We start from the raw sequence: 25,091 nt of genomic DNA, 5'->3' as shown, positions 1-25,091 counted from the left end.
TCGCTCATGGGGACGCCGGTGGCTCCGGACGGAGCTTGTGCCGTCGTTCCTGCGTCTGCTCGGTCAGGCATTCATGGTAGCGACGCGGGCCGTCGGGCTGCTGTTCGAAGGCGCGCGTGGCCTGCTTGCAGGTGGCGTTGCGCTGCTGCATCCAGGCGCTGTGTTCGCGGCGCAGTCGTGCGCGTTCGGCGGCAGGCAGCGCCTGCATCGCGTCGCTGTAGGCCACGCCCATTGCCACGTCCGCCGCCTGGAAGTCGCGCAGCGCGCAGGCATTGACCTGCTCCTGCGTGCCGCCCGGCACACAGGCGGCGCCGGCCTGGGCCCACGCCGCGCCGCCGAGCGGCAGCACCAGCATGGCCAGCCACCAGCGCCTCACTTCAGGCTGATCGTCGTGTTGACGCCCTGCGAGACGGTGCTGTCGTCGAACCAGCGCTCGGTGATGGTCTTGGTCTGCGTGTAGAACAGGATAACCTGCTTGCCGTAAGGGCCCAGGTCGCCGAGCTTGGAGGCGCGCGAGCCGGAGAACGAGAACAGCGGCACCGGCACCGGGATCGGCACGTTGATGCCGATCTGGCCCACGTCGATGTCTTCCTGGAAGCGGCGCGCGGCGGCACCGGATTGCGTGAAGATGGCCGTGCCGTTGCCGTTCGGGTTGCTGTTGATGAGCGCGATGGCCTCGTCGATGGTCTCGGCGCTGGCCAGGCACAGCACGGGGCCGAAGATCTCCTGGTCGTAGATCGCCATGCCGGGCTTCACGCCCGAGAAGATCGTCGGCGCGACGAAGTTGCCCTTCTCATAGCCGGGCACGGTGGGCTTGCGGCCGTCCAGCTCCAGCGTGGCGCCGTCGGCCACGCCGCGTTCGATGAGGCCGGTCACGCGGTCGTAGGCGGCGCAGGAGACCAGGGGCCCCACGTCCACGCCCTTGTCCGTGCCGGCGCCGATTTTCAGCGTCTTGGCCTTCTCCACGAAATCAGGGATCCAGTTGCGCGCCTCGCCCACCAGCACCGCGACCGACACGGCCATGCAGCGCTGGCCCGCGGCGCCGAAGCTGGCACCGGCCAGCGCGTTCAAGGTCTGCTCCTTGTTCGCATCGGGCATCACGATGGCGTGGTTCTTCGCGCCCATCATGCATTGCGCGCGTTTGCCGTTCAGCGTCGCGCGGTTGTAGACATGCGTGCCGACCTTGGTCGAGCCCACGAAGCTGATGGCCTGGATGTCCGGGTGGTCGCAGATGGCGTTGACGGCCGCCTCGCCGCCGTGCACCACGTTCAGCACGCCGGGCGGAATGCCGGCTTCCAGCGCCAGTTCGCACAGGCGCATGGTGACCATCGGGTCCTGCTCGGAAGGCTTGAGCACGAAGGTGTTGCCGGTGGCGATCGCCATTGGGAACATCCACAGCGGGATCATGGCCGGGAAGTTGAACGGCGTGATGCCGGCGCACACGCCCAGAGGCTGCAGCAAGGTGTAGGTGTCGACGCCGCTGGCCACGTTGTTGGCCAGCTCGCCGAGCTGCAGGTTGCCGATGCTGGCGGCGTGCTCGACCACTTCGAGGCCGCGGAACACGTCACCCTCGGCATCGGGCAGCGTCTTGCCCTGTTCGGCCGTGAGGATGGCGGCCAGCTCGGCCATGTTCTCGCGGATCAGCTGCTGGTACTTGAGGAAGATGCGGGCGCGCGCGCCGATCGGCGTCTTGCGCCAGGTCTTGAATGCGGCCTTGGCCGAGGCTACGGCGGCGTTGATTTCGTCCGGCGTGGCGAACGGCACGCGGGCCAGCACTTCCTGCGTGGCGGGGTTCACGATGTCGCGCCACTCGCTGCTGCGCGATTCGACGAACTTGCCGTCGATCAGCAGCTTGACATGGGGCACCGCGGGCGCGGCGACGGAGGCGGGGAGTGCGGACATGGGTGGAGTCTCCTGGTGGTGGCGCCTGGCGGCGCAATGCGTGAAGCGGATCGCGACGGCGCATGCTACATGTGCAAATTTCTAGCGGCAAGAGCGATTCGGGCTCACCGGGTCTGCAAATTTGCACAATACTGCGGCCATGGACTGGGACCACCTGCGCTACTTCCTCGAATTGGCGCGCACGCGCAAGCTGAGCTCGGCGGCGCGACGCCTGGATGTGCAGCACACCACGGTCGCACGCCGGATCCGCGCGCTGGAACAGGCCGTCGGCGCTCCGCTGTTCATGCGCACGGGCGGCGAATACCAAGTGAGCGAGCAGGGCCGCCGCCTGCTGCCGCATGCCGAGGCCATGGAGGCGGCCTGCCGGACCATCGCTGGCGCGGCGCCAGAGCGCACGGGTGCGCTGTCGGGCCTGGTGCGCATCGGCGCGACCGAGGGCTTCGGGACGGTGGTGCTGGCGCCGGCACTGGCCCGCTTCGGGCAGCAGCATTCGCAGCTCGTGATCGACCTGCTGGCCGTACCGCGCAGCGTGAACCTGTCGCAACGCGAGGCAGACATCGTGATCTCGCTGGAGCGGCCCGCACGCGGCAACGTGGTCGTGAGACGGCTGTGCAACTACGTGCTGCGCCTGTACGCATCGCCGCGCTACCTCGCCACGCACCCCGTGATCGCGACGCGCGAAGACCTGCAGCAGCATGTGTTCATCAGCTATATCGACGACCTGCTGTTCAGCAAGGAATTGCGCTACCTGGCCGAGCTGTGCCGCGCCGAGCGCTTTGCCCTGCGCAGCACCAGCGTGCTGGCCCAGCACCAGGCCACGGTGGCCGGCGCGGGCATCGCGGTGCTGCCGGCCTTCATCGCGGACGGCGACGCCCGGCTGCAGCAGGTGCTGCCGGGGCAGGCGCGATTCGAGCGCACGTTTTGGATGTCGATGGCGTCGGAGAACCGGCCGTTGGCGCGCATGCAGGCCGTGTGGGCCATGCTTGTCGACATGGCCGAGGCCAACGCGCCCCTGCTGGCCGGCCAATCGTCGGCAAGCGACGGCGGGCAAGGGCCCGCGCGGCTGGCCGATGCGAGGCTCAGCGCCGACGGATGAAGGCCAGGCCCATCAGGCCCAGGCCCATCAGCGCCAGGGACGCCGGCTCAGGCACCACGTTCTCGGTATTGCCGAGCGAGGAGCCGTTGCCGCCGCCCGAGTAGCGGCCGGACGGGTTGAAGTTGGCGTCACCCGTGTAGGTCAGCGCGCGTGGATCGAAATACTCCGCTGCTGTGCCGCCCACGATGCGCAGGCTGGCGCTGACCGTGCCGTTGCCGATGTCGCCGTCGACGAAGCTGGCGCTGTTGAAGCGCAGGTCCAGGAACAGCTCGCCAGTCTGCGCGTCCAGCACTTCGGCGTCGCTACTGGCCGGGTGCGTGTAGTTGACTGGCGTGGTGTAGCCCGCGAACAGCTTGCCCCAGGCCTGGCTGTAATCCAGGCTTCCGTCGGCCTGCAACACGATGCCGCCGAACACATAGGTCAGCTCGCGGCCCGCGGCGGCGAATCCGGTGTCGCCGTTGATGCGGTAGATCTCGCCGGCACCCTGCAGGTAATAGGTGCCGAAAGTGCCGCCGTTCTGCTGGTCCGTGTAGACGTCGTTGAATACGAGCGCTGAGCTGTAGCTGTTGGCCGCGATGGCGCCGCCGACGCTGCTGGTCCTGGAATACCACTGCGTAAAGTCGAACTGGGAGATGAAGTCGACTTCACCGCCATCGGCGTAATCGGGGTTCCAGGTGATTCCACTGGCTGTGATCGGCGCCGCCTGCGCCGCGGCCCCGAGAGCCGCCATGGCGACGCCCGTGATCCATCGTTTTGCTGATCGCATTGCTAGACCTTTCTTGTGCGCCGCCGCAACACGCATGACGCACGGTGATGGTTTGAACACATATTGCATACAGTGTAGATGTGTATGCAAAAGAATTATTGCATGTTTTGGACAAGTCCAGAGGCAATCTCAAATCGAGTACACAAATAGCGTCAATTGGTTACGTCGGGATAACAATGGCTAGCCGATAAAATCCCCGACCGGTCGACAGCGGCCTGTTCCGAGCCTGCGCCTGCGCGCTCGCGGTGATTTCTGCAACATGAGCGAGGGTCTTTCTTGCGCCTCAACTCCATCAAGCTGGCCGGCTTCAAGTCCTTCGTCGAGCCCACCAATTTCATGCTGCCCGGCCAACTCGTCGGCGTGGTCGGCCCCAACGGTTGCGGCAAGTCCAACATCATGGATGCGGTGCGTTGGGTGCTGGGCGAGAGCAAGGCCAGCGAGCTGCGCGGTGAGTCCATGCAGGACGTGATCTTCAACGGCACGACCTCGCGCAAGCCGGCCAGCCGCGCCAGCGTGGAACTGGTGTTCGACAACGGCGACCACCGTGCCGGCGGCCAGTGGTCGCAGTTCGGCGAAATCGCCGTTAAGCGCGTGCTGACGCGCGACGGCACCAGCAGCTACTACATCAACAACCAGCCCGTGCGCCGGCGCGATGTGCAGGACGTGTTCCTGGGCACGGGCCTGGGGCCGCGCGCCTACGCCATCATCGGCCAGGGCACGATCAGCCGCATCATCGAATCCAAGCCCGAGGAACTGCGGCTGTTCCTGGAAGAGGCGGCCGGTGTCTCCAAGTACAAGGAGCGCCGTCGCGAGACGGAGAACCGGCTGTCGGACACGCGCGAGAACCTCACCCGCGTCGAAGACATCCTGCGCGAGCTCAACGCCAACCTGGATAAGCTGGAGAAGCAAGCAGAGGTCGCCCAGCGCTACAACAGCCTGCAGGCCAGCGCCACGCTCAAGCAGCACCAGCTGTGGTTTTTGAAGCGCGCCGACAGCGAGGCCGACCAGGCCCGGGTGCAGGCCGAGGGCGCGAACGCGATGACGGCGCTGGAGGCCCGCGTCGCCGACCTGCGCCACATCGAGGCCGAGTTGGAGGCCATCCGCCAGGCGCACTACGCGGCCGGCGACCACGTCAATCAGGCGCAGGGCAAGCTGTACGAGGCCAGCGCCGAGGTCGGTAAGCTGGAGAGCGAGATCCGCTTCGTGGTCGAAGGCCGCCAGCGTGTGGAGCAGCGGCTGGTCACGCTCAAGGAGCAGATCGACCAGTGGGGCACGCGCAAGAGCGATGCCGAGGCCGAGATCGAGAACCTGTCCACCCAGGGCTCGCAGGCCGAAGAAGCGGCCGAAATGCTGGCCGCCCAGGTCGAGGAGCAGGCTGCCCGCCTGCCGGACCTGGAAGAAGCACATGCCCAGGCCCAGGCCAGGGCCAACGAACAGCGGACCAGCGTCATGCAGGTCCAGCAGCAGATCCAGGTGCTGGCCGCCGACCAGCGCAGCATCGAGGAGCAGTCGCGCCAGCAGAACCAGCGCCGCGAGCGTCTCGTGACCGACCAGCGCGCGCTGGCCGTGCCCGACGAGAGCCGGCTGGCGCAGTTGCAGCAGCAACTGGCGCAGGCGCAGGAAGCCGCTTCCATCGCCGACGCGCGCCTGCACGAGTTGCAGGACAGCGTGCCGCAATTGGACGAAGAGCGCCGCACGCGCCAGCAGGCCGTGAACACCGAGTCGGCACGCCAGGCCGAGCTGTCGGCCCGCTCCGATGCGCTCAAGGCCTTGCAGGAGAAGGTGCGCACCGACGGCAAGCTGGTGCCCTGGCTGTCCAGGCATGGCCTCGATGGCCTGCAAGGCATCTGGAGCCGTATCCACATCGAGCAGGGTTGGGAGAACGCACTCGAAGCCGCGCTGCGCGAGCGCCTGGGCGCGCTGGAGGTGTCGCGGCTGGAGATGGTCGGCGGCTTCCTGGGCAGCCAGGGCGCCGACGGCCCGCCGGCCAAGCTGTCGTTCTACAGCCCGCCGGGGGCGCCCGTGGCCGACGCGGCGGGCAAGCTGCCGCGCCTGTCGGACCTGCTGCGCCTGGGCGATGCGGCCCAGCGCGCGCTGTTCGCCGAGTGGCTGCATGGCTGCTACACGGCCGAGAACTTCGCGCAGGCGCTGGCGCAGCGGGCCCAGCTGCAGCCGGGCGAGGTGATCTACGTGCCGTCCGGCCACGCGGTCAGCGCACACAGCGTGAGCTTTTATGCGCAGGACTCCGAGCAGGCCGGACTGCTGGCCCGCGCGCAGGAGATCGAGAACCTGGACAAGCAGCTGCGCGCCCAGGCGCTGATCGGCGAAGAGTCGCGCACGGCCCTCGTGCGCGCCGAGGCCGCCTATGCCGACGCCTCGCAGCGCCTGGTCGGCGCGCGGCGCGAGGCCGCCGAAACGCAGAACAGCGCCCATGCCTTGCAGGTCGAGACATTGCGCCTGACGCAACTGGCCGAGCAGACCCGCGCGCGCAACGAGCAGCTGAGCGGCGACCTGGCCGAGGTCGATGCCCAGCTCGAAGACTTGCAGGAGCGCCGCATCACGGCCGAGGCGCGTTTCGAAGAGCTGGACATGCAGCTGGCCGACAGCCAGGAGCGCCACGCCCAGCTCGACGAACGCGTGATCGAGGCCCAGCGCAAGCTGACCGAATCGCGCGAACAGCAGCGCAGCCTGGAGCGCCAGGCGCAGGAGGCCCAGTTCTCGCACCGCAGCCTGGGCGCGCGGCGCGACGAACTCAGCCGCGCCATCGCCGTGGCCGACCAGCAGACGCGCGCGCTGCACGACGAGGACCAGCGCGCGCGCGAGGAGTTGTCGCGCCTGTCCGATGCGGCCGCCCAGGCCGGCCTGCAGAACGCACTGGCGCTCAAGCTGGAGCGCGAAACGGCCTTGGGCGCGCGCCGCAGCGAATACGACGACCTGACCACGCGGCTGCGCGGCAGTGACGAGGCCCGGCTCAAGCTGGAACGCGAGCTCGACCCGCTGCGCCAGCGCATCACCGAGTTCCAGCTCAAGGAACAGGCCGCACGCCTGGGCGTAGAGCAGTACAACCAGCTGCTGGCCGAGGCCGAGGTCGACCTGGCGGTGCTGGCCCAGTCGATCACGGAAGGCAATGTGCGCCTGAGCGGCCTGCAGTCCGAGATCGACCGCCTGCACCGCGAGATCGCGGCGCTGGGCGCCGTGAACCTGGCGGCGCTGGACGAGTTGACCGCCGCGCGCGAACGCAAGCAGTTCCTCGACGCGCAGACCGCCGACCTGACCGAGGCCATGACCACGCTGGAAGACGCGATCCGCAAGATCGACAACGAGACGCGCGAGCTGCTCTCGGGCACCTTCGACACCGTGAACGGGCATTTCGGCCGCATGTTCCCCGAGCTGTTCGGCGGCGGCAATGCGCGGCTCGTGATCACAGGCGACGAGATCCTGGACTCGGGCGTGCAGGTGATCGCCCAGCCGCCGGGCAAGAAGAACCAGACCATCCATTTGCTGTCCGGCGGCGAGAAGGCGCTGACCGCCATCGCGCTGGTGTTCGCGATCTTCCAGCTGAACCCCGCGCCGTTCTGCCTGCTGGACGAGGTGGATGCGCCCCTGGACGACGCCAACACCGAGCGCTATGCCAAACTCGTCACCGCCATGAGCCGCGAGACCCAGTTCCTCTTCATCAGCCACAACAAGATCGCCATGGAAATGGCCAAGCAGTTGATCGGCGTGACCATGCAGGAGCAGGGCGTCTCGCGCATCGTGGCCGTCGACATGGAGTCGGCGCTTTCCATGGCCGAAGCGGCCTGAACCCACAACAACAACAGGAGTTCCGATGAGCAGCACGCTGCAGATCGGCTTGGCAGTGGCGGGCGGCGTCGTGCTGGCCGCCATCGTGGCGCACAGCGCCTGGTCTTCGCGCAGGAACGCGCCCCGGCGGCCCGACCCGGAGCCGGCCGACTCCGTCGCCCCTGCACTTGCGCCCGCGCTGGACGGTGAGCGGCGCGAGCCCGGTTTCGACGACGCGCTGGGCGCCTTGCCCATGCCCTTGCCGGCCGACCGCCGGTCCGGGCTGGACCCGCTGATCGACGTGATCGCGCCCATTGCGATCGATACGCCCGTCTCCGGCGACGCCGCGCTGGCCGCCACGCCCAGCACGCGCCGCGTGGGCAGCAAGCCCTTCGCGCTCGAAGGCCGCAACAGCACGACCCAGGTGTGGGAAACGCCCGTGGCCGGCCAGCGCTACGACGCCCTGCAGGCCGGCGTGCAACTGGCCAACCGCACGGGCGCGCTCAACGAGATCGAGTTTTCCGAGTTCGTCATGAAGGCGCAGGGCTTTGCCGATGCGATGAATGGCGCGCCGGAGTTCCCCGACATGCGCGAGGAAGTGGCGCGGGCGCGCGAACTGGACCAGTTCGCCAGCAGCCACGACGCGCAACTGAGCTTCACGCTGCGCGCCGTGAACGCGGCCTGGAGCCCGGGCTACCTGCACCAGAACGCCGCGCGGCTGGGCTTCGTGGCCGGCCTGATCCCGGGCCGCATGGTGCTGCCCTCGGCCACGCCCGGCATGCCGCCCATCCTGGGCCTGAGCTTTGACGCCCAGGCGGCTCTGGCCGAGGACCCGGACCAATCCGCGCTGCGCAGTGTGACGCTGACGCTGGACGTGCCGCAGGTCGAGCGCGCCGAGCAGCCCTTCGTGCGCATGCGCGAGGCCGCCGCGGCCCTGGCCCAGGCCATGGACGGCGTGGTCACCGACGATGCGGCCCGCCCGCTGGCGCGCGAGGCTATGGACGTGATCGGCTCCGAGCTCGAGCAGCTCTACGACACGCTGGACGCACGCGACCTGTCGGCGGGCTCCGCGCTCGCGCGGCGCCTGTTCAGTTGACCGCCGCCATGGCCGACGACGCGGCGCTGGTCCAGCAGCTCAAGGCCCAGCTGCAGCGCTACGCCCACCGCTACTACGTGCTGGACGACCCGGAAGTGCCGGACGCCGAGTACGACCGTATCTACCAGCAGCTCGAAGCGCTGGAAGCTGCGCATCCGGAACTCGTCACGCCCGACTCGCCCACGCAGCGCGTGATCGGCGCCGTGCTGCAGGGCCTCAAGCCAGTCACGCATGCCGTGCCCATGCTGTCGATCAAGACCGAGACCGACACCACGCCGGCCGGCGCCCTCAAGTTCGACACCAGCGTGCGCAATGCGCTCAAGCTGCCCGAGGACGCGCCGCCGCTGGCCTATGCCGCCGAGCTCAAGTTCGACGGACTGGCCATCAACCTGCGCTACGAGCAGGGCGTGCTGGTGCAGGCCGCCACGCGCGGCGATGGTGAGACGGGTGAAGATGTGACGCACACCATTCGGACCATCAAGGCCATCCCGCAGTACCTGAAGCATGGCAACGCGCCGGTGCTGGAGGTGCGCGGTGAGGTCTTCATGCGGCGCGACGATTTCGAATCGCTCAACGAGCGCCAGCGCGAGGCCGGCGGCAAGACCTTCGTGAACCCACGCAACGCCGCGGCCGGTGTGGTGCGCCAGCTGGACGCCGGCATCGCCATGCAGCGCCCGCTGAGCTTCTTTGCCTACGGCCTGGGCGACGTGCAGGGTTGGGAATTGCCGGCCACGCACTCGGCCATGCTGGACGCGCTGGGCGCCATGGGCGTGCCCGTCAACACCGACCGCCAGGTGGTGCAGGGCGCCCAGGGCCTGGCCGATTTCCATGCGCTGATCGCCGCCGCGCGCGACAGCCTGCCCTTCGACATCGACGGCGTGGTCTACAAGGTGGACGACCGCGCGCTGCAGGCGCAGCTGGGCTTCAAGTCGCGCGAGCCGCGCTGGGCCGTGGCGCACAAATACCCGGCGCAGGAGCAGATCACGCGCTTGAACGACATCGAGATCCAGGTCGGCCGCACCGGCAAGTTGACACCCGTGGCCAAGCTGGAGCCCGTGTTCGTGGGCGGCACCACTGTCAGCAACGCCACGCTGCACAACCTCTTCGAGCTGCGGCGCAAGCGCGTGCGCATCGGCGACCGCGTGATCGTGCGCCGGGCCGGCGACGTGATTCCCGAGGTGGTGGGCGTGGTGCCGGCCGAGCGCCAGGCCTACGTGCCCAACTTCCGCATGCCCCGGCAGTGCCCGGTCTGCGGCAGCGCCGTGGTGCGTGAGCGCGAAGAGGTCAACCACCGCTGCTCGGGCGGCCTGTTCTGCGCCGCGCAGCGCAAGCAGGCGCTGCTGCATTTCGCCGGCCGGCGCGCCATGGACATCGAGGGCCTGGGCGATAAGCTGGTCGACCAGCTCGTGGACGGCGGCCTGATCCGCACCTTGCCCGAGCTGTATACGCTGGGCCTGGCCAAGCTGGCGGCGCTGGACCGCATGGCCGACAAGAGCGCGGCCAACCTGGTCAAGGCGCTGGAGGACAGCAAGACCACCACGCTGGGCCGCTTCCTGTACGCGCTGGGCATTCGCCACATCGGCGAATCCACGGCCAAGGACCTGGCCAAGCACTTCGGCAAGCTCGACAGCATCATGGACGCGACGCCTGAGCAACTGCTGGAGGTCAACGACGTCGGCCCCATCGTCGCGGCGAGCCTGCACACCTTCTTCGCGCAGCCGCACAACCGCGAGGTGGTGGAGCAGCTGCGCGCCGCTGGCGTGCACTGGCCCGAGTCGGAAGGCCTGGCCGCCCAGCGCGCGCCGCAGCCCCTGGCCGGCAAGACCTTCGTGCTGACCGGCACGCTGCCCACGCTCACACGCGACGAGGCCAAGGAGCGGCTGGAAGCCCTGGGTGCCAAGGTGGCCGGTTCCGTCTCCAAGAAGACCGACTACGTGGTGGCGGGCGAGGAGGCCGGCAGCAAGCTGGAAAAGGCGCAGCAGCTGGGCATCACGGTGCTGGATGAGGCGGGGATGCTGGCCTTGCTGGAACAGCTGCCGACATAATCTTTCATGGATTGCGCATCTGCCCTGCAACTGCTCGCGCTACACAAGGCTGCTCTGGCCGAGCGGTTTGCTGTGCGCGATCTGGCGCTGTTTGGCTCGTTTGTGCGCGGGGAGGCCCATGCGCAGAGCGATGTGGACGTGCTCGTGGCTTTCCACGGCCCGGCCACGGCAGAACGCTATTTCGGCCTGATGTTCTACCTGGAAGATTTGCTGGGCCGATCCGTCGACCTGGTGACCGACAAGGCCTTGCGCGCCGAGCTGCGCCCGCATGTCGAGCGGGACGCAATCCATGTCTGAGCAGCAGCGCGCTGCGGCTTGGCAGGCGGCCATGGCAGCGGGCGGCGTGCAACTGGAACTGGGTGAAGGCGTGAACTACACCGCCGCGACTCTGGTCGAGATCACACGGGTGGCGAGGGAAGACATGCACAGCGGCAAGCCCATGGACCCGGATGTCCTCCCCTGAGCTGCCCATCCGCCTACCAGCGCATGCACCTGTCTCGGCATGTTCTGAGCATCAAGAAACCAGACTGAAGTCGCGTCCAACGCGCCGGGAGAATTTGAATTGACCGTCCGCGACATCCTGAAGATGGGCGACCCGCGCCTGCTGCGCGTCGCGCAGCCCGTGTCCAGCGAGTCCTTCGACTCCGACGCGCTGCACCTGCTCGTCTCCGACCTGTTCGACACCATGCATGCCGTCAACGGCGCCGGCCTGGCAGCGCCGCAGATCGGGGTCGATCTGCAACTGGTGATCTTCGGCAGCAACGACCCCAACCCGCGCTACCCGGATCGGCCCATCGTGCCGGTCACCGTGTTGTGCAACCCGGTCATCACGCCCTTGGGCGATGCGCAAGAAGAGGATTGGGAGGGTTGCCTGTCCGTGCCCGGCCTGCGGGGCGTGGTGCCGCGCTTCTTGAAGATCCGCTACACCGGCTTCGATCAGTATGGCGACGCCATCGACCGCACGGTGGAAGGCTTCCATGCCCGTGTCGTCCAGCACGAGTGCGACCACCTGATCGGCAAGCTCTACCCGATGCGGGTGCGCGACTTCACGAAGTTCGGCTTCACCGAGGTGCTGTTCCCCGGCATCGCCGCCAACGAGGACGACTGAGCCGGGGCGGCCTGGCGCTCAACGCCCCGTAATGCCCACGTCCGGCAGCACCGGCCGGTTGGCGAGCGCCTTCTTCATGATGGTTTCCACGTGCTGCTTGTCGGCGGGCGGCAGCTCCAGCCGCGGCGGGCGGGTGCGGTAGGTGCCGCGGCCCAGGATGTGTTCGCACAGCTTGATGCACTGCACCAGGTCCGGCCGCGCATCCAGGTGCAGGATCGGCATCAGCCATTCGTAGAGCGGCATCAGCTCCTCGAAACGACCTGCCTTGGCCAGCCGGAACAGGGTCTCGCCTTCCTTCGGGAACGCGTTGGAGATACCTGAGACCCAGCCCACCGCGCCCATGGCCACGCTCTCGACCACCACGTCGTCCAGGCCGGCAAACAGCACGAAGCGGTCGCCGACCATGTTGCGTGTGTCGATGAAGCGGCGCGTGTCGCCCGAGCTGTCCTTGAAGCAGACGATGGTCTCGCAATCGGCCAGCGTGGCCAGGATGTCCGGCGTCACGTCGTTCTTGTAGATCGGCGGGTTGTTGTAGACCATCACCGGCAGGTCGGTGGCCTTGGACACGGTGCGAAAGTGCGCCGCCGTCTCGTGCGGCTTGGACGAGTAGAGCAGCGCCGGCATGACCATGATGCCGTCCACGCCGATGCGGGCCGCTTCCTTGGCCGTCTCGCAGGCGAAGGCCGTCGTGAACTCGGCGATGCCGCAGATCACGGGCACGCGGCCCTTGGCCACGGCGCGGCCCGCTTCCATGATGGAGATCTTTTCCTTCGTGCTCAGCGAGCAGTTTTCGCCCACCGTGCCGCAGACGATCAGGCCTGAGACGCCGTCGGCAATCAGTGCGTCCATGACCTTGGCGGTGGCGTCCACGTCGACCGACATGTCTTCGCGGAACTGGGTGGTGACGGCGGGGAACACGCCCTGCCAATTGACTTTGGGGCTCATGGTTTGCCTCGTTGGTGGTGAAGAAAAGTTACAGGGTGGCGCCGGTCTTGCGCAGCTCGGCGATGGCCGGCGCCTTGGGCAGCCACAGCGCGTCGAAGGCCTTGATGCTGGCTTCCACATTGGCGGCCGGCTCGGTCTTCATCGCGATGCCGCTGGCCTTGAATTTCTCGATCAGGCCGGGCTCGGTGCTGGCGATCTCGGCAATCTGCGCGTCCAGCGACTTGGCGACCTGCTCGCGGATCAGTTCCTTGTCCTTGTCCGGCAGCGCGGCCCAGACGCGGCCCGAGACCAGCGGCGCGAACGGCATGAACAGCGCGTTCATCTGCAGGATCACCTTGGACACCTTGTCGAAGCGCGCATTCCACGAGAACTCGATGTCGGCCTCCAGCGCATCGACCTGGCCATTGGCCATGGCGTCGAACACCTGCGGCGTGGGGATGGGCGTGGGCGCGGCGCCCATGGACTGGTAGAAGTCGCGGTAGACCGGCGTAGGGTTGATGCGCAGCTTCAGTCCCTTGAGGTCGGCCGAGCTGTTCAGGTCCTTGGTCGAGAACACCGAGCGCATGCCCGTGATGCCCCAGCCCAGGCCGATGCAGCCGGTCTCACGCGGCAGCACTTCCAAGAGCTTGAGTGCGGCCGGCGTTTTGACCAGCTTGGCCACGCTGGCCGTGGAGCGCACGAGGTAGGGCGCGTTGATCGCCGCCACAGTGGACACGCGCGAGCCGAGTTCTGCGGCCTGGATCCAGCCCATGTCGAGCGCGCCGGACTGCAGCTGCTGCATCATGGCCGACTCGTTGCCGAGCTGGCCCGAATGGAACACCGTGACCGAGAAACGGCCGCCGCTTTCCTTCTTCAGCGCCTCGCCGAAGGCCGTGGCGGCACGGTTCCACGAGTGGCCGGCCGGCGTGATCAGGCCGATGCGGAACTCCTTGGTTTGCGCGCGCAGCACGGGGCTGAACGCGAGCGATGCGGCAGCGGCGCTGCCGGCGACGAAAGAGCGGCGGGAAACAGTCATGGCGAAGACTCCGGGGGAGGGGTGAAGGAAACTACTTGAGGAGGCCGAGCGACAGCCAGGGGAAGATGGAGAGCAGCACCAGCGCCACGCAGCAGATCAGGAAGAACGGCAGCGTCACGATGAACATCTTTCCGGGCTTGGCACCGGTCACCGCTGCGGCGACGAAGAAGCTCAGCCCCACGGGGGGCGACATCAGGCCCAGCACCAGGTTCACCACCACCACCACGCCGAAGTGGCGCGGGTCGATGCCATAGACCTCGGTGGCGATCGGCAGCAGGATGGGCACGGTCATGATCAGTCCCGGAATGCCGTCGATCACGGTGCCGATCACCAGCAGGATCACGTTGGTCATCAGCATGAAGGTGATCGGGTCTTTGGCCACCGTCTGGATCCACACCGCCGTGGCCTGCGGCACCTTGCCGAAGATCAGGATCCACGAGAACACGGCCGCCGCCGCCACCAGGAACAGCACGATGGCCGAGTAGATGCCCGAGCGCACCAGCATCTCGGGGATCTGGCTGAAGCGGAACTCCTTGGTGATGTAGCGGCCCACCAGCGCCGAGGCCACCGCCCCGACGGCCGCCGACTCGGTGGGATTGGCCATGCCGCTCAGGATGGAGCCCACGATCACGATGGGGATCAGCAGCGTGGGGCTGGACACCAGCACGGACCTGGCGCGCTGGCGCAGGCTCTGCCGTTCGCTGCGTGGGTACTCGTAGATCAACCCCATCAGCGCGATGACGACGAAGAACAGCACCGTGAGCAGGATGCCGGGCAGGATGCCGGCGATCAGCATGTCGCCCACCGCCACCTGGGCCAGCACGCTGTAGACCACGAACATCACCGACGGCGGAATGATCGGCCCCAGCATGCCGCCATACACCGTGAGCCCGGCCGCGAAGGTCTTGTCGTAGCCCTTCTTTTCCATCTCCGGCACCATGATCTGCGACATGATGGCCACCTGCGCCGTGGCCGAGCCGATGATGGACGAGACCAGTGCATTGGCCAGGATGTTCACGTAGGCCAGGCCACCCTTGACCGAGCCGACGAAGGCCATGGCCAGCTCCACCAGGCGGCGCGTGATGCCGCCGCCGTTCATGATCTCGCCGATCAGGATGAAGAGCGGGATGGCGATCAGTCCGTAGCTGTCGACCCCGCCGAACATTTGCATCGGGAAGGACTGGAACAAGAGCGGGTTGTGGCTGTCCCAGATGTAGAACATGCCGGCCAGGCACAGGCAGATGCCGATCGGCACGCCGACAAACATGATGGCCAGGAAGAAGAGGGTGGTCAGCATCTCAGTTCACCACCGCGTCGGCATCGGATGCGGGGAAGCCGCTGTGCCGGCGCCTGGGCTGCCAGCCGATGTCCTCGATCAGGTTGGCCGCGGCGTGCAGGCTCAGCGTGGCGGAGAACAGCGGCAGGATGGTCTGCAGCAGCCAGGTCGGCCAGTTCAGCGTCTGCGTGCGCTCGGTGTAGAGGAAGTTGAACGAGCTGCCGGCGAACTCCTTCGCGTCGAACCCTGCGCGTGCAATGCCGATCGGGTCCATCCAGAGCCAGCACATCACCAGCATGGCCAGGCCGAAGAACAGCACGCCGAACCCCGCGAGGAGCTTGAACCCGCGCGCCAGCCGCGCGCCCAGCTTCTCGGTCAGCAGCGTCACGGCGAAATCCATGCGCAGCCGCGTCATCGCCGAGCCGCCGACGAAGGTAAGCCACACGACGGAGTACACGGCCGCCTCGTCGATCCAGTAAATCGGCATGCCGGTGTAGCGCGTGACCACGTTCACGAGGATCAGCACCAGCAGCAGCGCCATCAGCCACAGGATCAGCTGGCGCTCCACACGCAGCACGACGCCAGAGGCGTCGAGCACCAGAGTGGACAACCTGCCGCGCCGCCATGGGGCATCGTGCTGCATCTTGGGTATTCCTTGAGAATATTTTAAATATATTAGCCGTATGCTAGAGTTCAAAGCAAGTTGGGTGCCACGATTTCGCACCCGTGCTTACCCGAGGAACCGACGCCGTGACCCAGAAGAAGGCCCCCGCGCCCAGGCGGCGCGACGCCGACATTGCCTTCGACGCCATCGAGGCCATGATCTCCACCATGGGCCTGCCGCCCGGCAGCCCGATCGTGGAGGCCGAGATCTCCGAGCGCGTCGGAATCGGCCGCACACCCGTGCGCGAGGCGCTCATGCGGCTGATGTCCATCGGCCTGATCGTGCAGCAACCCCGGCGCGGCCTGCTCGTCTCGCCGATCGACCTGGCCAACCACCTCGATGCCATCCTCACGCGGCGGGTGCTCGAGCGCGTGATCGCCTCGTGCTCGGCGCGCCGCGCCAACGCCGCCGAGCGGCAACTGATCGTCGAGGGCGCCGACCGCATGGTGGCCGCCGCCGCACGCGACGACCTCAAGGCCTACATGCGCGCCGACCACGACCTCGACGTGGCAAACCACGCGGCATGCCGCAACACCTCGGCCGTCACGGCCGTGGTGCCGCTGGTCACGCAGTGCCGGCGCTTCTGGTACGCCTACCAGCACGCGGGTGAGATCAAGGAGGGTGCGCGTTGCCACGCGCTGCTGGCCGCCGGCATCGCCAACGGCCGCGAAGTCGAGGCGGTGCAGGGCGCGGACGCGCTGATGGACTATCTGGAAGCCTTCACGCGGCGCGTGATCGACAACTGAGCGTCAGGGGGCTTCGAGCACCAGGCGGATGCCCACCAGCGTGTAGCGCGTGGTCGGTGCGTTCCAGTTCCGGTAGCTGCAGCGCGCGTACAGCGGCCAGGTGTGCCACGAGCCCCCGCGCCGCACCTTGACGCCGCCGTCCTCGGGCCCTTGCGGGTCGGTTTGCGGCATGCGGGCATAGGCGTCCGGTGCGTACCAGTCTGCCGTCCATTCCCACACATTGCCCAGCATGTCGTGCAGCCCGAAGCCGTTCGGCGCGAACGTACCCACCGGCGCCGTGAAGACGAAACCATCGTGGAACGGGGACGCCTGCGGTTGCCACTGCGGCCACAGCACGGCGGCATCGCGGTCGAACACATTGGCCTGGCCGCGCAGCGCGTCCGGCACGGGGTGCTGGCGGGTGTCGCCGGCCCTGCAGGCGTATTCCCATTCGGCCTCGGTCGGCAGGCGGTAGCGGCGGCCCTCCTGGCGCGACAGCCAGAGCGCCAGGGCCTGTGCGTCGTGCCAGGTGACATTGACGACCGGGTGGTCCGGGCCCTGCGCGAAGCCTGGGTTGCGCCATGAATAGCGTGGATCGCGGCCTTCGAACGCATCGCCGCCCGCGCTGGTGGGCGCCGGGTGGGCGGGGTTGTAGCCATAGCCTCCGGTCCCGTCGGCGATGGATTCGGGCACATGGCCGGAGCGCTGCAGGAACGCAGCAAACTGGCCGACCGTGAGCTCGTGCTGCGCCATGTAGAACGGCCGCATGATGCGGACCTCGTGCACCGGTGCCTCGTCGGCCAGATCCCTCAGGCGCTCGGGCTCGACCGCGGGATACAGACGCTGCAGCGTCTCGAAGGGCACGGCGCTGCCCATGGAGAAACTGCCGGCGGGCACGAGGACCAGGCGCATGCCCAGGGTGTTGACGACCACGTCGCCGGGGGCGGCCATCGGGGGGGCGGGTGCGGCACAGCCCGCGAGCAGCAGGCCCGCCGCGCACATGGTGCGCCAGCCTGTCGCCAGAGCGTGGCGCTGCATGCGGCTCAGGCCAGTGCTTCGAGCAGCTCGGTCTCGATCTCGATCTGCATGCGGTTCTGCTGCAGCGCAGGCCCATGCACGAGGAAGGTATCTTCCACGCGCTCGCCCAGGGTCGTCACCTTGGCCAGCTGCACGCTGATGTCGTGGTGCGCCAGCACGCGGGCCACCAGGTACAACAGGCCGGGCCGGTCGCTGGCCGAGATGCCGAGCAGCCAGCGCTGGGCCTTGTCGTCGGGCTGCAGGTCCACGCGCGGCGCGATCGGGAAGCTCTTGACGCGGCGCGACACGCGGCCGCGGCCAGGCGCGGGCAGCGGGCCGTCGGCTTGCAGCGCCAGCAGCAGGTCGGCCTCGACCATGCTGGTCAGCTCGCGGTAGTGCTCGGGCAGCATCGAGGTGACCACCTGGAACGTGTCCAGCGCGAAGCCGTTCTTGGCCGTGTGCACCTTGGCGTCGACGATGGAGAAGCCGCCCTGGTCGAAGTAGCCGCAGATGCGCGCGAACAGGTCGGAGCGGTCGGCTGTGTAGACCATCACCTGCAGGCCTTCGCCCACCGGCGACTGGCGTGCACGCACGATCGCCGAGGGCCGGTCTTCCAGGCCGTCGGGCATCTGGCCGGGCCGCACGTGGCGCGCGAGCTGGCGCGCGTGCCAGGCGATGTCGGCGGCGTCGTGGCGCATGAAGTAGCTGACGTCCAGGGTGTCCCACAGCACCTTGTGCGACTCGAAGGGCTCGGCATGCAGGGCCAGCAGCACCAGCGCCTCGCGCTTGCGCGCTTCGATCTCGGCGTCCGGGTCGGGGGCACGGCCGCCCAGCGCGCGCAGCGTGTAGCGGAACAGGTCCTCGAGCAGCTTGCCCTTCCACGCGTTCCAGACCTTGGGCGAGGTGCCACGGATGTCGGCCACCGTCAGCAGGTACAGGGCTGTCAGGTAGCGCTCGTTGCCCACGCGCTTGGCGAAGGCGTTGATCACGTCGGGGTCCGACAGGTCGGCCTTTTGCGCGATGCGCGACAGCGTGAGGTGCTCGGCGACCAGGAATTCGATGAGCTTGCTGTCCTGCCGGTCGATGCCGTGCAGCAGGCAAAAGCGCCGCACGTCGCGCGCGCCGACTTCGGAATGGTCGCCGCCGCGGCCCTTGGCGATGTCGTGGAACAGCGCGGCGATGTAGAGGATCCAGGGCTTGTCCCAGCCCGCGGCGAGCTGCGAGCACGAGGGGTACTCGTGCGCATGCTCGGCCATGAAGAAGCGGCGCACGTTGCGCAGCACCATCAGGATGTGCTGGTCCACGGTGTAGACGTGGAACAGGTCGTGCTGCATCTGCCCCACGATCTTGCGAAACACCCACAGGTAGCGGCCCAGCACCGAGGTCTGGTTCATCAGCCGCATGGCGTGCGTGATGCCGGCCGGCTGCTGCAGGATGCGGCGGAAGGTCTCGCGGTTGACCGGGTCGTTGCGAAAGCGCGCCGTCATGAGGCCGCGCGCGTTGTACAGCGCGCGCAGCGTGCGGGCCGACAGGCCGCGGATGCCGACCGTGCTCTCGAACAGCAAAAAGGTTTCGAGGATGGCGTGCGGATGCCGGTGGTACAGGTCGTCGCTGGCCACCTCGATCATCCCGGCCTTCTCATAAAAGCGCTCGTTGATCGGCCGCAGCGCATGCGTGGAAGGGTTCAGCCGCTCCTCGATGTTGAGCATCAGGATCTGGTTCAGCTGGGCCACGGCCTTGGCCGCCCAGTAGTAGCGGCGCATGAGCTGCTCGCTGGCGCGCACCAGGGCCATGGAGCCGTCGGACGCTTCGGACCGGTAGCCGAAGGACTCGGCCACGGCCGTCTGCAGGTCGAACACCAGGCGGTCTTCGCGCCGGCCTGCGATCAGGTGCAGGCGTGCGCGGATCAGGCTCAGCAAGGCCTCGTTGCGCTTGATCTGCCGCACTTCGAGCGCCGTGGCCAGGCCGGTGCGCACGAGTTCGTCCCAGCTCCTGCCCAGGCCTGCGGCCTTGGTGATCCACAGGAGCAGCTGCAGGTCGCGCAGGCCGCCCGGCGATTCCTTGCAGTTGGGCTCCAGCGAATACGGCGTGTTCTCGAACTTGTTGTGGCGCTGGCGCATTTCCAGCGTCTTGGCGACCAGAAAGGCGCGCGGGTCCATGGCCCTTTGCAGCTGCTTGCCGAACAGGGCGTACAGGCCGGTGCTGCCGGCGACCAGGCGCGATTCGAGCAGCGAGGTCTGCACGGTCACGTCTTTCTCGGCCTCGGCCAGGCATTCCTTGATGTTGCGCACCGACGAGCCGATTTCCAGGCCGGCGTCCCAGCAGCTGCCGATGAAGCCTTCGATGCGCGACTTCAGCGCTGGCGATTGCTCGGGCGAATCGCCGTCGGGCAGCATCAGCAGCACGTCCACATCCGAGTAGGGGAACAATTCGCCGCGACCGAAGCCGCCCACCGCGATCAAGGCGAAGGTGTTGTCGAAGCCGGCGCGCTCCCACAGCGTGCGCAGCGCGTCGTCGGCCAGCCGGGCCAGGCTCTGCAGCGTGGCGTGCACGCCGCGCGTGCTGGCGCCGGAATCGCGCACGGTCTTGAGCAGCTCGGACTTGCGCTGCTGGTACTGGGCGCGCAGCGCAGGCAGCTCGAGCGGCGCGGCTAGCGGCGCGGCCTGGTCGACGGCGGGCAGGCTGCTCAAGCTGCGACGGCCGGGGTGGGTTGAGCCAGGGCCTGAACGAAGGCCGGAGGGGCCAGGCTGCCGGCCGACAGGGTCAACACTTCGTAGCCGGTCTCGGTGACCAGCACCGTGTGCTCCCATTGGGCGGACAGGGAATGGTCCTTGGTGACGATGGTCCAGCCGTCCTTCTCGGGGCCGTCCTTGATTTCGCGCCGGCCGGCGTTGATCATGGGCTCGATGGTGAAGGTCATGCCGGGCTTGAGCTCTTCCAGCGTGCCGGGCCGGCCGTAATGCAGCACCTGCGGCTCTTCATGGAAGACCTTGCCGATGCCGTGGCCGCAGAACTCGCGCACCACCGAGAAGCCCTGGCTCTCGGCGAACTTCTGGATGGCGTGGCCGATGTCGCCCAGCCGGGCGCCGGGCTTGACCTTCACGATGCCGTGCCACATGGCGTCGTAGGTGACGGACACCAGGCGCCTGGCCGCGATGGAGCCTTCGCCGATGATGTACATGCGGCTGTTGTCGCCGAACCAGCCGTCCTTGGTGATCACGGTGACATCGATGTTCATGATGTCGCCCTTCTTGAGCGGCTTCTCGTTCGGGATGCCGTGGCAGACCACGTGGTTGAGCGAAGTGCACAGCGAAGCCGGGTAGGGCGGGTAGCCGGGCGGCTGGTAGCCCACCGTGGCCGAACGCGTGCCCTGCACGTCGACCATGTAGGCATGGGCCAGGCGGTCGATTTCCTTGGTCGTCACACCGGCTGCGACGTGGGGGGTCAGGTAGTCCAGCACTTCGGAGGCCAGCCGGCAGGCCTCGCGCATGCCAGCGATGCCGGCGGCGTCTTTGATGGTGATGCTCATGGTGCGGAATTATCCCACTCGGGTTTTCCATGGGAAGCCGTCGCTAAAATTGCCGACTTTTCCGCTTCCGGGCGGCGCCGGGCAGCCCCATTCAGCGGTTGTCAGGGGCGCCACCCGCCACCACCCACAGGCCGCCCAACGTGACCTCGCACCTGATCCAGCTCGAAGGCGGTAACGCCCTGAGCGACTTCCGCGTCCAGCAACTGCTTCCCCGCCTGCAGGCGGTCCACGAGAAGATCACCGGGCTGGCTGCCCGCCATGTGCACCTGGTGCTGGCCGATGCGCCGCTGGATGCTGCGGCGGCCCAGCGCCTGGGTGCGCTGCTGGACTACGGCGATCCCTACAGCGGCCCGCAGGACGGGCCGGCGCTGGTCGTCACGCCGCGCCTGGGCACGGTCTCGCCCTGGGCCTCCAAGGCGACCGACATCGCCCACAACTGCGGCCTGCCCGTGCGCCGCATCGAGCGCATCACCGAATACCGGCTGGTGCTCAAAAGCGGCTTGCTGGGCGGCAAGCCCGCCCTGGGCCCCGAGCAGCTGCAGGCCGTGGCCGCGCTGCTGCACGACCGCATGACCGAGAGCGTGCTGGCCGACCGCCAGCAGGCCGAGCGCCTGTTCGCCACGCTGCAGGCTGCCCCCATGGCGCGGATCGACGTGCTGGGCGGCGGGCGCGGCGCGCTGGAATCGGCCAACAAGGAATTCGGCCTGGCGCTGGCCACCGACGAGATCGATTACCTGCTGGATGCTTTCACCAAGCTCAAGCGCAACCCGACCGACGTGGAACTCATGATGTTCGCGCAGGCCAACAGCGAGCATTGCCGGCACAAGATCTTCAACGCCAGGTTCACCATCGACGGCGAGGACCAGGCGCTGAGCCTGTTCGGCATGATCCGCAACACGCACCAGCTGGCGCCGCAGCACACGGTGGTCGCCTACTCCGACAACGCCTCCGTGATGGAAGGCAGCCAGGTCGAGCGCTTCGTGCCGGGCGAGGGCGGGGCTTACGCCAGCCAGAGCGCGCTGCACCATGTGCTCATGAAGGTGGAGACGCACAACCACCCGACGGCGATCTCGCCCTTCCCGGGGGCGTCCACGGGCGCGGGCGGCGAGATCCGCGACGAGGGCGCGACGGGCCGCGGCTCCAGGCCCAAGGCCGGGCTGACCGGCTTCACCGTCTCCAAGCTCTGGCCTGCCGAGGGTGATGACGCGTATGGCAAGCCCGAGCACATCGCCAGCCCGCTGCAGATCATGACCGAGGGTCCGCTGGGTGGCGCGGCCTTCAACAACGAGTTCGGCCGGCCCAACCTGCTGGGCTACTTCCGCGAATACGAGCAGACCGCCCCCTCCGACGTGGACAGCCTGCGCCGCGGCTACCACAAGCCCATCATGATCGCGGGCGGCCTGGGTGCCATCGCGGCCGACCAGACCAGGAAGATCCAGTTCCCGGCCGGCGCGTTGCTGATCCAGCTCGGCGGCCCCGGCATGCGCATCGGCATGGGCGGCAGCGCGGCCAGCTCCATGGCGACGGGCGCGAACGCGGCGGAGCTGGACTTCGACTCCGTACAGCGCGGCAACCCCGAGATCGAGCGCCGCGCGCAGGAGGTCATCAACCGCTGCTGGCAGCTCGGCGCGGAGAACCCCATCCTGGCGATCCATGACGTGGGTGCGGGCGGCCTCTCCAACGCCTTCCCGGAGCTGACCAACGACGCCGGTCGCGGCGCCCGCTTCGAGCTGTCGGCCGTGCCGCTGGAAGAGTCGGGCATGGCGCCCAAGGAAATCTGGTGCAACGAGAGCCAGGAGCGCTATGTCCTGGCGATCGCACCCGAGTCGCTGGAGCGCTTCTCGGCGTTCTGCGCCCGCGAGCGCTGCCCGTTCGCCGTGGTCGGCCGCGCCACCGAAGAGCGCCAGCTGGTGCTGGCGGCCGAGGACGCGCCGGTCGACATGCCCATGGAAGTGCTGCTCGGCAAGCCGCCCAAGATGCACCGCGATGTGCAGTCCGTGGCGCGCCAGTTCGCGCCGCTGGACCTGAACGACGCGACGCTGCAACAGGCCGTGATCGACGTGCTGGCGCACCCGACGGTCGCGTCCAAGCGCTTCCTGATCACCATCGGCGACCGCACCGTGGGCGGCCTGTCGCACCGCGACCAGATGGTCGGCCCGTGGCAGGTGCCGGTGGCCGACTGCGCCGTGACGCTGGCCGACTACGCAGGCTTCGCAGGCGAGGCCATGAGCCTGGGCGAGCGCACGCCCCTGGCCGTGATCGACGCGCCAGCCTCGGGCCGCATGGCGGTCGCAGAAGCCATCACCAACCTGCTGGCCGCGCCGATCGAACTGCCGCGCGTGAAGCTGTCGGCCAACTGGATGGCCGCCTGCGGCCAGCCCGGCGAAGACGCCGCACTGTATGCCACGGTGAAGGCCGTGGGCATGGAGCTGTGCCCCGCACTCGGCATCTCGGTGCCGGTCGGCAAGGATTCGTTGTCCATGCGCACCCAGTGGTCCGATGCAGGCCAGGCCAAGCAGGTCAGCTCGCCGGTCAGCCTGATCGTCACGGCCTTCGCCACGCTGGCCGACGTGCGCGGGACGCTGACACCGCAACTCGATGCGACCGAAGCCGACAGCACGCTGGTGCTCATTGACCTGGGCCGTGGCCAGCACCGCATGGGCGGCAGCATCCTGGCGCAGACGCTGGGCCAGGTGGGCGATGTGGCGCCGGACCTGGACGACCCCAAGGACCTCGTGGCGCTGGTCGCCGCGGTGAACGAGTTGCGCAGCCAGGGCCGCATCCTGGCCTACCACGACCGCAGCGACGGCGGCCTGCTCGCCACCGTCTGTGAAATGGCCTTCGCCGGCCATGTCGGCGTGGCGCTGAACGTGGACATGCTGGTCACCGAAGGCGACGGCATCAGCGACAGCCGTGCCGAGTACGGCGACGCAAAGAACTGGGCCAGCCAGGTCTCGGCCCGGCGCGAGGAACTGACACTCAAGGCCTTGTTCAACGAGGAGCTGGGCGTGGTGCTGCAGGTGCGCACCAGCGAGCGCAACGAGGTGATGCAGGTGCTGCGCACGCACGGCCTGTCCAAGCACAGCCATTTCATCGGCAAGACGCGGCCCGCCGGCGGAGCGATCGACGCGGGCGTGGGCGAGATCCAGGTCTGGCGCGACACAAGGGCCGTGTTCAGCGCGCCGCTGGCCGACCTGCACCAGGTCTGGGACAGCGTTAGCTGGAAGATCTGCCAGCAGCGCGACAACCCGGCCGGTGCGGACGCCGAGCACGCCGCCTGCGGCGCGCCCGAGGACACCGGCCTGCACGTGGCGCTGACGTTCACGCCGACGACCGCCGTGGCACCAGCCCTGCTCAAGAGCCGCCCCAAGGTGGCTGTGCTGCGCGAGCAGGGTGTGAACTCGCATGTGGAAATGGCCTGGGCCTTCACGCAGGCCGGCTTCGAGGCCTTCGACGTGCACATGACCGACCTGCAGACCGGCCGCATGGACCTGGCGCAGTTCCAGGGCCTGGTGGCCTGCGGCGGCTTCAGCTACGGCGACACGCTGGGCGCGGGCATCGGCTGGGCGCGGTCCATCACCTTCCACCCGCAGCTGGCGGCGCAGTTCCAGGCCTTCTTCGGCCGGGGCGACACCTTCGGCCTGGGCGTGTGCAACGGCTGCCAGATGTTCGCCGAGCTGGCCGACATCATCCCGGGCGCGCAGGCCTGGCCGCGCTTCACCACCAACCGCAGCGAGCGTTTCGAGGCGCGGCTGTCGCAGGTGGAGGTGCTGGCCTCGCCCAGCCTGTTCTTCCACGGCATGGCCGGCAGCCGGCTGCCGATCGCGGTGGCGCACGGCGAGGGCTTTGCCAACTTCTCGCAGCGCGGCGATGCGGCCAGGGCGATTGCCGCCATGCGCTACACCGACCACCGGGGCCAGCCCACCGAGGCCTACCCGACCAACCCGAACGGCAGCCCCGGCGGCCTGACGGCGGTGACCACGGCCGACGGCCGCTTCACGGCCATGATGCCGCACCCCGAGCGCGTGTTCCGCAACATCCAGATGAGCTGGACACCTGGCGACAAGAGCGCGGCCAGCCCCTGGATGGAGATCTGGCACAACGCGCGGCGCTGGGTGGGCTGA

At 68.2% G+C, this 25,091-nt stretch carries 19 protein-coding genes; 9 read left to right on the top strand and 10 right to left on the bottom strand.

The window, feature by feature from the left end; genetic code table 11:
* Positions 1 to 4: 4 nt before the first annotated feature.
* Together ASF43_RS18500 and ASF43_RS18495 are read right to left on the bottom strand one after the other, a co-directional pair.
* Positions 5 to 355, bottom strand: coding sequence for a lysozyme inhibitor LprI family protein (locus tag ASF43_RS18500; protein WP_056184582.1), 351 nt, complete (start codon positions 353 to 355; stop codon positions 5 to 7).
* 17 nt (positions 356 to 372) lie between these two features.
* A complete protein-coding gene (locus ASF43_RS18495) occupies positions 373 to 1,902 on the bottom strand; it encodes a CoA-acylating methylmalonate-semialdehyde dehydrogenase (RefSeq protein WP_056184092.1) in 1,530 nt (509 codons plus the stop codon).
* 139 nt (positions 1,903 to 2,041) lie between these two features.
* Between ASF43_RS18495 and ASF43_RS18490 the strand changes: the two genes are divergently transcribed.
* Positions 2,042 to 2,998 (top strand): LysR family transcriptional regulator, encoded by a 957-nt coding sequence (locus tag ASF43_RS18490; RefSeq protein WP_082497963.1) that lies wholly within the window; start codon positions 2,042 to 2,044, stop codon positions 2,996 to 2,998.
* Here the strand turns inward: ASF43_RS18490 and ASF43_RS18485 are convergent.
* Positions 2,982 to 3,764: a PEP-CTERM sorting domain-containing protein gene (locus ASF43_RS18485; RefSeq protein ID WP_235578296.1), complete on the bottom strand. Its 783-nt coding sequence runs from the start codon at positions 3,762 to 3,764 to the stop codon at positions 2,982 to 2,984. The two genes, ASF43_RS18490 and ASF43_RS18485, sit on opposite strands and share 17 nt — an antisense overlap.
* Before the next feature lie 276 nt (positions 3,765 to 4,040).
* Between ASF43_RS18485 and smc the strand changes: the two genes are divergently transcribed.
* The 6 genes from smc to ASF43_RS18460 all read left to right on the top strand — a co-directional run bounded on the left by smc (position 4,041) and on the right by ASF43_RS18460 (position 11,796).
* Positions 4,041 to 7,568, top strand: coding sequence for a chromosome segregation protein SMC (smc, locus tag ASF43_RS18480; protein WP_056184088.1), 3,528 nt, complete (start codon positions 4,041 to 4,043; stop codon positions 7,566 to 7,568).
* Positions 7,569 to 7,593: 25 nt separating this feature from the next.
* A complete protein-coding gene (locus tag ASF43_RS18475) occupies positions 7,594 to 8,643 on the top strand; it encodes a cell division protein ZipA C-terminal FtsZ-binding domain-containing protein (protein ID WP_056184086.1) in 1,050 nt (349 codons plus the stop codon).
* An 8-nt stretch (positions 8,644 to 8,651) separates the two neighbouring features.
* Positions 8,652 to 10,688, top strand: a complete 2,037-nt coding sequence (ligA, locus tag ASF43_RS18470) for an NAD-dependent DNA ligase LigA (RefSeq protein ID WP_056184580.1) — start codon at positions 8,652 to 8,654, stop codon at positions 10,686 to 10,688.
* A gap of 6 nt (positions 10,689 to 10,694) precedes the next feature.
* Positions 10,695 to 10,985 carry a nucleotidyltransferase family protein gene (locus tag ASF43_RS18465; RefSeq protein ID WP_082497961.1) on the top strand — a complete coding sequence of 97 codons (291 nt, stop codon included), beginning with the start codon at positions 10,695 to 10,697 and terminating at the stop codon, positions 10,983 to 10,985.
* A complete protein-coding gene (locus tag ASF43_RS30835; protein WP_156373407.1) occupies positions 10,978 to 11,151 on the top strand; it encodes a hypothetical protein in 174 nt (57 codons plus the stop codon). Before ASF43_RS18465 ends, ASF43_RS30835 begins: the two co-directional genes overlap by 8 nt.
* 99 nt (positions 11,152 to 11,250) lie before the next feature.
* Positions 11,251 to 11,796, top strand: a complete 546-nt coding sequence (locus ASF43_RS18460) for a peptide deformylase (RefSeq protein WP_056184083.1) — start codon at positions 11,251 to 11,253, stop codon at positions 11,794 to 11,796.
* An 18-nt stretch (positions 11,797 to 11,814) separates the two neighbouring features.
* On the opposite strand, the gene ASF43_RS18455 is transcribed toward ASF43_RS18460, so the two are convergent.
* From ASF43_RS18455 to ASF43_RS18440, 4 genes are read right to left on the bottom strand one after another with little or no spacing between them, the layout of a single operon-like run.
* Positions 11,815 to 12,741: a dihydrodipicolinate synthase family protein gene (locus ASF43_RS18455; RefSeq protein WP_056184081.1), complete on the bottom strand. Its 927-nt coding sequence runs from the start codon at positions 12,739 to 12,741 to the stop codon at positions 11,815 to 11,817.
* Positions 12,742 to 12,769: 28 nt separating this feature from the next.
* Positions 12,770 to 13,756 (bottom strand): TRAP transporter substrate-binding protein, encoded by a 987-nt coding sequence (locus tag ASF43_RS18450; protein WP_056184079.1) that lies wholly within the window; start codon positions 13,754 to 13,756, stop codon positions 12,770 to 12,772.
* Between the two features lie 31 nt (positions 13,757 to 13,787).
* Positions 13,788 to 15,053, bottom strand: coding sequence for a TRAP transporter large permease (locus ASF43_RS18445; RefSeq protein ID WP_056184078.1), 1,266 nt, complete (start codon positions 15,051 to 15,053; stop codon positions 13,788 to 13,790).
* Between the two features lies 1 nt (position 15,054).
* Positions 15,055 to 15,675 (bottom strand): TRAP transporter small permease, encoded by a 621-nt coding sequence (locus ASF43_RS18440; RefSeq protein WP_056184076.1) that lies wholly within the window; start codon positions 15,673 to 15,675, stop codon positions 15,055 to 15,057.
* A 107-nt stretch (positions 15,676 to 15,782) separates the two neighbouring features.
* On the opposite strand from ASF43_RS18440, the gene ASF43_RS18435 reads away from it, so the two are divergent.
* Positions 15,783 to 16,442, top strand: coding sequence for a GntR family transcriptional regulator (locus ASF43_RS18435; RefSeq protein WP_056184075.1), 660 nt, complete (start codon positions 15,783 to 15,785; stop codon positions 16,440 to 16,442).
* 3 nt (positions 16,443 to 16,445) lie between these two features.
* On the opposite strand, the gene ASF43_RS18430 is transcribed toward ASF43_RS18435, so the two are convergent.
* The 3 genes from ASF43_RS18430 to map are packed head-to-tail and all read right to left on the bottom strand — an operon-like array spanning position 16,446 to position 20,967.
* Positions 16,446 to 17,459, bottom strand: coding sequence for a formylglycine-generating enzyme family protein (locus ASF43_RS18430; RefSeq protein WP_056184073.1), 1,014 nt, complete (start codon positions 17,457 to 17,459; stop codon positions 16,446 to 16,448).
* Between the two features lie 5 nt (positions 17,460 to 17,464).
* Positions 17,465 to 20,128 carry a [protein-PII] uridylyltransferase gene (locus tag ASF43_RS18425; protein WP_082497960.1) on the bottom strand — a complete coding sequence of 888 codons (2,664 nt, stop codon included), beginning with the start codon at positions 20,126 to 20,128 and terminating at the stop codon, positions 17,465 to 17,467.
* Entirely contained in the window at positions 20,125 to 20,967 is an 843-nt protein-coding gene (gene map / locus ASF43_RS18420; RefSeq protein ID WP_056184071.1) for a type I methionyl aminopeptidase, read from the bottom strand. The genes ASF43_RS18425 and map overlap by 4 nt, the downstream gene beginning before the upstream one ends.
* A gap of 140 nt (positions 20,968 to 21,107) precedes the next feature.
* On the opposite strand from map, the gene purL reads away from it, so the two are divergent.
* On the top strand, positions 21,108 to 25,091 hold the full coding sequence (purL, locus tag ASF43_RS18415; RefSeq protein WP_056184070.1) for a phosphoribosylformylglycinamidine synthase: 3,984 nt from the start codon (positions 21,108 to 21,110) through the stop codon (positions 25,089 to 25,091).

It is taken from the genome of Pseudorhodoferax sp. Leaf267 (assembly GCF_001422405.1).
GTDB lineage: Bacteria > Pseudomonadota > Gammaproteobacteria > Burkholderiales > Burkholderiaceae_C > Pseudorhodoferax.
This window is presented reverse-complemented; position numbering and strand designations above follow the sequence as displayed.